A 1393-nucleotide genomic window follows, 5' to 3' on the forward strand; every position below is an offset into this window, starting at 1 on the left:
GGTGATGCGGCCGAGCGGCGAGAGCACCCTGCCGGCCATGACGTACCCGAACGCGAACGCGAGCACGGCCAGAGCCAGCAGGGCCACCAGAGACCGCCGCAGCAGCGAGCTGAGCACGGCCGTGCGCGGCGCGGAGCGGCGCGGGGCGCCGGTCGTCGTGGTACGCGTGGTGAGGGCGGTCAGGCGGCGCAGCAGCGGGCGGGCCAGCTCGGCGGCCTCCAGGACGGCGGCGCGCAGCAGCCGCGTGAGCGCGGCGTCCCCGCGCCACAGCCAGGCCGCCGCGCCCAGGCCCACCGCGACGTGCGCGCCCAGCAGCAGCCAGGGCGCCGCCGGGTGGCTGAGCGGGACGGCCGGGGTGTCGCCGGCCAAGCGGGCCAGCGGCGTGCCGAAGTCGCCGCCGGTGCAGATCAGGTTGACGCCCATCGAGCGCAGCGGGCCGATCACCGGGCCGCCGCCGGCCCCGTAGCAGGCCTGCTGGCCGGTGGTGAAGACCGTGTCGGCGGCGAGCTGGAGCGGCAGCAGCAGTGCCGCGATGGACCAGTAGCCGCGCAGTCGCCCGCCGAGGGCGTACGCGGCGGCGAAGACGACCGCGCTGACCAGTAGCAGCGTGGTGAGCGGCACGGGTGCGCCGGAGAGGACCACGTGCGTGCCGGCGGAGAGCGTGACGCACAGCGCGGTGAAGACCGCGGCGCGTGCCGCCCGTATCGCCGGCTGGGGGCCGCCGCCCGGCCCGCCTGTCATGTCGCCCATCGAAAAAGAGTGTGCCATGTGCGTGGATAAGGACAGGGTGAGGACGCCGCTTCCGCGATCTTTCCGCGACCACCCCGTGACCAGGCGGCCTACGGCCGCCGCCCCACCGCGCGGAGCCCGGCCCCGTCCCCGCTCGGCGCCCGTTCACCTCGGCCCTCCGCGGCCCGCTGCCCCGAGCGCCCCGAGCGCGCCGCCCGACTGCGCTCCGCGCCCGGGCGCCCCGAGCCGGGGGGCTGACGGCTCGGCCTTCCGGCGGCGGGCATTGAGCGAGCAGCCCGACCTTGCCCTCCCCGGCCCCGACCGCCCGATCTTCCCGCCGCTCCGGCGCTCCGACCCGGGGCCGGTCGCCCCGTCTTCCGGCGGCCCGGCCCTGAGGGCGCTGTCCGGCCTCGCCCCCGCTCCGGCGTCCCGGGTCGGGGGCCGCTCGCCGTGGCCTTCCGGCGCCTCGACCCCGAGGGCGCCGGAAGGCGGGGAGAAAGGGAACGTCGTCACAGCGGACGCGGTCCGCCTGCGGCCCTGCGGCCCTGCGGCCCTGCGGCCCTGCGGCCCTGCGGCCCTGCGGCCCTGCGGCCCTGCGGCCCTGCGGTCGTGCGGTCGTGCGGCCCTGCGGTCGTGCGGCCCTGCGGCCCGGGCAGCCCCGCGG

Annotated in this window: 1 protein-coding gene; it reads right to left on the bottom strand. The window is 78.8% G+C overall.

The features are described 5' to 3' along the window. Positions 1 to 750 (bottom strand): hypothetical protein (locus tag GL263_RS26535; RefSeq protein ID WP_182858278.1); only part of this gene is annotated, 750 nt, incomplete at its 3' end. Positions 751 to 1393: the final 643 nt, after the last annotated feature.

The sequence above is a fragment of the Streptomyces durbertensis genome, assembly GCF_014156695.1.
Lineage (GTDB): Bacteria > Actinomycetota > Actinomycetes > Streptomycetales > Streptomycetaceae > Streptomyces > Streptomyces durbertensis.